This window comes from Pseudoalteromonas sp. Z9A6 (genome assembly GCF_011378805.1).
Classification (GTDB): Bacteria; Pseudomonadota; Gammaproteobacteria; order Enterobacterales; family Alteromonadaceae; genus Pseudoalteromonas; species Pseudoalteromonas distincta.
The window spans coordinates 1-6,575 of sequence record NZ_WTKZ01000103.1 but is presented as its reverse complement, the minus strand read 5'-3'; the positions used below and the strand labels follow the sequence as shown (position 1 = coordinate 6,575).

Here is a 6,575-nt window from a genome sequence, read left to right as displayed (position 1 = left end):
CCTTTATGAACTAAATGAACTTTAACTCTATCTCTCAGTGCTTTTTTTTTTTTTTTTTTTTTTAGGTTTTTAGCTTGTTTACTTTGCATACCTGTGAGTCTGAGTTGTTGGCTTTCGAGTTCTTTGGCTCTTTTTAAAATACTGGCTTCATGAATTTTAAAAACATTAAATTTTAATTTTGTAGAGGTTCCAAATAGCTCTTCAGATTTATCATAATTTAAGCCGTTTGGATCGTCTTCTTTTCTAAGGTGATGAAGTGCGAGTCTTGTGAGTTCTTCTGCATGCTTAAAATGATAGCCGTTGGCAACCATAATCGCTTTTGCGTTGGATTTAAAAAAGCTTCGGCACATTGTGCAAAATGCACCTGCAGATCCTTTCATTACAATATTTCTTTTATCTCCTTTTACTGCATCAACAGGTGAGTAATCTTTAATGATTTTGTCTAGCGACCTTTTAGCAAATGGTTTGTTAAGATCGCGAGGCTGAAGAAATATATGGTCAGGGTTACAGTTGGGTAATGCATTTTCCATCCAGGCTCTCTGCTCTAAAATAATGGCGCGCATGGCTTTGGTTAATGGCAGCTTATATTCTTTTTGGTTTTTCATTTCTCCACGAACCCCAACAACAGATGCCGGAAAGGTAATTATGGTTGGAAAGTCGATACTATTGAGCCACTCCCACCTCATTTGTGGAATATTAATAGGGCGAATGCCTGTCAAAATCATAAATCGCGCAGCATTTTTTTGATGTACATTTGGGGCCGATGCTAGATTTATCCATAATTCAGCTATCGAATCTAAGTCTGTATAAACTTGGCAAGGACGGGGGCTTTCTACACGGTCAGATACGTAAAAGTCATCGATATCAGCAGCTGGGTTTTTACCTGAGTTAAATTTGTTTTTGGCAAATCGCCATACTCTTCTAATTTGTGCAAAAAGCTCAATTGCTTGGTTGTTAGACTCTATTTTTATAATTATATCTACAATCTTTTCTAACTCTCCAGCTGTAAGAGACTGGAACGCTCTCTTAAGCGGAAAATGATGCCTGAGCTTTTTTATTCTGCATTGATATGTTCTGAGCGATGAAGCTGCAAATTTAGTGGGTGCGATGTTATGACGCTCTATTAAGCTTTGTTCATATGCATCAAACACAGTTTTAATATTATGATTATTTAAAACGCCATACTTCATTTGATCAGTAAGCTTACGCGCTTTTGCTATTGTTAATTCAGGTGCTTCACCTAACTTGGTATTAGCTATGCCAGATGATTTAGGGAAAGCTGAGTAAAAAGATACTGTTCCAGATAGGGTAAATATAAGACGAAGATTGTGTTGTGCCTCATATTTCGATAATCGCTTCGTATCTTGTTTCTTAACCTCTTGTTTTGATTTTTCTTTTTCCTCAAAAAAGATGATTTGAGAGGCCAAAATAACACAGCGATTTATGTGCTGCATAGAAAATGGCGATTTAAGTTGCTTCCATTCTAGTTTCGCTTTCGTGTATTGAGCTTTGGTAAGCGTTGATAGTGATTTTTTCACTTTGATTAAACCTATATAAATAAAGGCCTTGCGGCGATTTTTATTGATTAAGATCAACAAAGCAACAGAGAAAGATAGGCATAATTCGCGGCTGTAATTTACACCCAAAAATAAAAATTTGTGTTACTAATTTGTGTTACGATTTAATGAAAAATAGCGGTTTTTTTATTAAACTAGAACTGCACAAAAGTTAGCCTTTACACACATTTGTTTTTACTTATCTTTTTGTTTTATAATGATATTAATTGAAAAGGGTAAAAAATGGCTCTACTCATAAATAGCAAATGCATTAACTGCGATATGTGTGACCCAGAGTGCCCTAATGAGGCTATTTATATGGGCGCTAAAATATACCAAATAGATGCTAGTAAATGTACTGAGTGTGTAGGGCATTATGATAAACCTACTTGTGTAAGTGTTTGCCCTATTGACTGTATAAAGCCCGATCCTAATAAGCGTGAAAGTTTAGGTGAGCTGGCTGATAAGTTTGTGCTGCTAACGAACTTATAACTTGTTCAGGTATTTTGCTAAGCCGCTTTTTACTATCGGCTAAAAACTATCTACATTACTTATTTAGCTTGTAGCTAAAGTCCGCCGTCATGCATTTTTAGTTTCAATCAAATTTTATTACCTTCATTAATTATCAATTATATTGTGTTACCTTAAGGCTTTATAAACTCAAGTATTAATCTAAGTTTTAGATTGCATTCTATAGGAGTCTATTTTGGATATAGGTATTAACGCTATTCAGGCTGTATCTTCAAAACAAGCCATATTTATTAATGATGAGTGCCGAGTATTTGTAATTGGCGATCTTGATGGTGATTTACCGGCCTTAAAAAGCGCACTTAATAACGTAAATTTTGACCCTGAAAGAGACACTTTGTTTTGCCTAGGCGATTTTGTTGATCGCGGGGATAAAACATATGACTTATTTACATACTTACAGGCCATTAGGGCATGTATGATATTAGGTAATCATGAGCATTTAATGTTGGAATCATTATTAAGTAATGATAAAGCGGCTTTTAATTTATGGACTGGTAATGGTGGTAATTGGCACAAGTCGGTATCAAGTGAAAAGCTCAGTGTCATGTGCGATGAGTTACTAACTAAACCGCTTTCAATAGTACTTGAGTATCGTGGTTATACAATAGGGTTGTCTCATACATTTGCACAATCGTGGGATTGGGAAAATTACCCTGATGATAAATCGCTAATCGTGCAATCTTTATTGTGGGATCGCGAAGTAGTTAAACAAAATAAGGTAGTTAAAAGTCATGGAGTCGACTTTTCAATACATGGACATAACTCAACTAAAGCGCCTTTTTGGATTGGTAATAGTTATCATATAGATACAAATTATTATGGTGGAAAGCCTACACTCTTAGAGCTTTCAGAGGTTATTGCTACGCTTGATTAACCAAGCGCTATTTAGCAATTGTTACTTCTTTCAAATATCATTCGGCAGTTTTGCTTTCTAAAGTATAAACTGCTGACTACCACATCTAGTTATCCTCTTTGTTTTTTCTATACACCCTATGATTTATGCAGCGTAATTATTTTATTAAGCTATTAAATTCAACAAAGCCTCTATTAGCTTGTTAATTAAGAGTGATTTTGATGTGTGGGTTGGATTTTAAGTTTCATCCAATAGGTATTAATACAGTTATATGAGACGTTTATTTAGTTTTAATATTGATGATTAACAAACGGTTAAGTTTGGCTGTGTAGAATTGGGAACAATTTTTGCCATTTCGTAAATAATTTACGTAAAAGGACTAACTTCTCGCTTTAGGTTTTATATAAGCAGATTTAAATGGAACAGCCTCTCACATGATAGTAGCAAGCATATACCCTTTCCCTTTTTCAACGTTTTGTAAGTCGTCACTTTATGTATCAATTTTTTCTGCTTTGGGTTCTACGTGTGCTTTTGCAGCGCAAGAAAACTCGCAGCACGCAAAAGATATGGAAGTAATAGAAGTACGTGGTATCCGTTCAAGTATGGCCGAAAACTTAGATGTAAAACGTATGTCGGGATCTGTAGTTGATGCCATTACCGCGGAAGACATTGGAAAGTTCCCTGATAAAAACGTTGCAGACTCACTTCAGCGTGTACCCGGTGTAGTAATTGAGCGTGATGGCGGGGAAGGTTCATCTGTCAGTATTCGTGGTTTATCGTCAGAACTTACCTTTACACAGCTTAATGGTAATTTTATAGCATCTTCTCCGGGGGAGCCTTCGCGTTCGTTTGATTATGCTTTGTTACCGTCTTCAATGATTGAAAGCGTCGAGGTTTATAAATCGCCAGAGGCACGCTTAGATGAAGGTGGGGTTGGTGGCACTGTATTAATGCACAGCCGAAAACCTTTAAATATGAATGCAAACTCGGGTGTATTTAATGTCGAGAGTACTTACGCTGATGTTACAAAAGAGTATGAGCCGCAGTTTACGGGTTTATATTCATGGAAAAACGACAACGAAAACTTTGGTGTATTAGTTGGCTATACCTATCAGGAACGGACAAACAGAACGCTTTCGGGCGGTACTGATGCTAATGTATGGCGCTATACTGGCACTGGGCAACCTACAGATATAAACGGTAACGCAGTTAATAACAATAATGGTTGGGATACTATTAATGATGCAAACGGCAACAGTTACGATGGCGTTTGGTTTTCACAAGTTGTTCGAGGCTCTGTTCTTAACGAAAAACGTGAGCGCGAAGGGATTCAATTTAGTTCACAGTGGCGACCAACAAATCGTTTAGAGCTTGGCTTTAATTATTTTGGTTTTACACTTGGGCAAGACAGAACAGAATCTGTGATTGATATACCAGAGTGGTCTTTAAATCCTGATTTTTTGACGGATGTAAATCTTGATGAGTCGGGCACTATTGTTACTGGTATGCAATACGATGCAATGGCAAGTGGTGTCGAAAATGATATGCAATTTCCGTGGATGCGTGGCAGCTACATACGTGAGGAATCTACCTCCGATACCTTTGATTTTAATTTAACCTATGAAGGTGATAATTTTAAAGCGCGCTTTGTAATTGGTAATACACAATCAGAGGGCGGCCCAGAAGAAAGCTGGGAAGCGGCGTATAAAAGTTCTAACGCGGGCGAAAACGCAGCCACTATTCAAAACGCAGCTCAAACGGCTGGCTGGTCGCTCAATCAAAATAATGTGTCACTTAATATCGACCCTAATACATTAGTTAATTTACAAAATGGAGTTGGAGGCGGTCGTGATGCGGGCTCTTCAAACTCAAGCTTTGTACGCAGTGAGCTAGAAGAAGATTACTACCAAGCTGATGTGGATTTTTATGTTGATTGGGGCTTTTTAAAAACAATTAGAACCGGTGTTAAGTACCGCAACTCAATTCTTCACCGTGAAACCGGCAACACCTTCTTTTTAGATCCAAATTTTGATATTGCTGCAGGGGAAGCAAGTGAGCAAGGTATTACCCGTTTTGATAGCTACCAATGGAATGGTGGAATGCCATTAGCTCAAAATGTATTTACTAGTGAGAATAATATTGCAGGTGGTTTTGATATAAACCAAATGCCAAGTATCGACTGGAATAAATACCGCGATATGGTCACTGCTAGTTATGTACCTTATACGCGCATTGAAGATAATTTTGTTTACGATATAGAAGAAAAAATATCGGCTTTTTATATACAAGGTGATTTTGAATTTAGTGAAGTCAGAGGTAATTTGGGTGTGCGTGTTGTGCAAACAAAAACACTTACTTCATCTACTGACTTATATACCTACCAATTAGATCACACAAATGATGAAACAGGTGAGCCAGTAACAGGTGACGCTCGTTTTGTAGAAGACTATCAATTAGTCACTCAGCAAAACAAAGACACTCAAGTTTTGCCAAGCTTTAATATAGCGTGGGATGCAACCGACGATTTAGTTATTCGTGGGGCAATAGCTAAAGTAATATCTCGTCCTGACTATAGTGATTTAGGTGCGCAGCAGCGCATTACCTATGTATCAGGTGAATGGGCAGAAGATAGAGCCGCATTTAACGAGCTTCCTGGTTTTAGCGGTAGTGGCGGAAATAAAAACTTGAAACCATTTGAATCAGTTCAAGCTGATTTATCTATTGAGTATTATTATGGCGAAGGTTCTGCTGTTGGGTTGGCACTTTTTCATAAGAAAGTAGATAACTTTGTTGTGCCACTGGTGATCGACGTAGAGCAAAACTTTGCTGGTAAAAATAATATAGTGGATGCAGGGACTATTAATATAGCCCCTTACAGCACTGTAGGTAATGGCACCGATGCAGTATCAAAAGGCGCGGAAGTATTTATTCAGCATGCCTTTGATAGTGGTTTTGGCTTTTACGCAAATTACACTTATAACAAAACCAATAAAGCAGATGTAACAATTAATGGTGAAGAATTTGGTCAGTCGGCCTTAATAGGTAGTGCAAAGTATCAGTACAACACCTCTGTTTATTATGAAGGAGGTTATTTTAATGTACGTGCTTCTTATAATAAGCGCGGCGAAACAGTACTCGGTTTAAATAGCGGATTAAATGTATACCAAGACCCTTACGAACAAATCGATGTAAATGCATCTGTAAATTTATACGACGGGCTTAGCCTTACCGCAGCGGTTATTAATTTAACTAAATCTGAATCAGTAACGCGTTTAGGAAATGACACCGATGCGCGATTACTCAATACTAGCTACTCAGGTCGTCGTTTTTACGCGGGCTTTAACTATAGCTTTTAGCTAAATGACTTAATAGCTGGTCTGTAGACAGTATTTTTTGATAGCGCAGGCCATAACAAACACTTTAATAGGCGTTAAATGTTAATAAAGTGCTAGTTATGTTGTGTTTTTAATGCGTTTAGCTCAAATTCTCAGCGAACAGTGCTTTATTTAAAGTTTTGTCAATAAAACGCTTGCGTAAAAATCTGTACTCCCTATAATGCGACCCCACTGAGACGGGAAACGCCGAAGCATAGCGAGGCACGAACTACTCAGGGTGTTAAGTAAAACTTAGATTGA

Annotated in this window: 4 protein-coding genes; 3 read left to right on the top strand and 1 reads right to left on the bottom strand. The window is 37.4% G+C overall.

Features of this window, described 5'->3' with window-relative positions; genetic code table 11:
• A partial coding sequence (locus GQR53_RS22835) for a hypothetical protein (protein WP_165745028.1) occupies positions 1-1,538 on the bottom strand: 1,538 nt, incomplete at its 3' end.
• Positions 1,539-1,799: 261 nt separating this feature from the next.
• Between GQR53_RS22835 and GQR53_RS22830 the strand changes: the two genes are divergently transcribed.
• From GQR53_RS22830 to GQR53_RS22820, 3 genes are all read left to right on the top strand, one after another.
• Complete coding sequence (locus GQR53_RS22830) at positions 1,800-2,048, top strand: YfhL family 4Fe-4S dicluster ferredoxin (RefSeq protein WP_024591186.1); 249 nt, start codon at positions 1,800-1,802, stop codon at positions 2,046-2,048.
• Between the two features lie 214 nt (positions 2,049-2,262).
• On the top strand, positions 2,263-2,961 hold the full coding sequence (locus GQR53_RS22825; RefSeq protein ID WP_165744495.1) for a metallophosphoesterase: 699 nt from the start codon (positions 2,263-2,265) through the stop codon (positions 2,959-2,961).
• Between the two features lie 413 nt (positions 2,962-3,374).
• Positions 3,375-6,296: a TonB-dependent receptor gene (locus GQR53_RS22820; RefSeq protein WP_165744494.1), complete on the top strand. Its 2,922-nt coding sequence runs from the start codon at positions 3,375-3,377 to the stop codon at positions 6,294-6,296.
• Positions 6,297-6,575 lie beyond the last annotated feature (279 nt).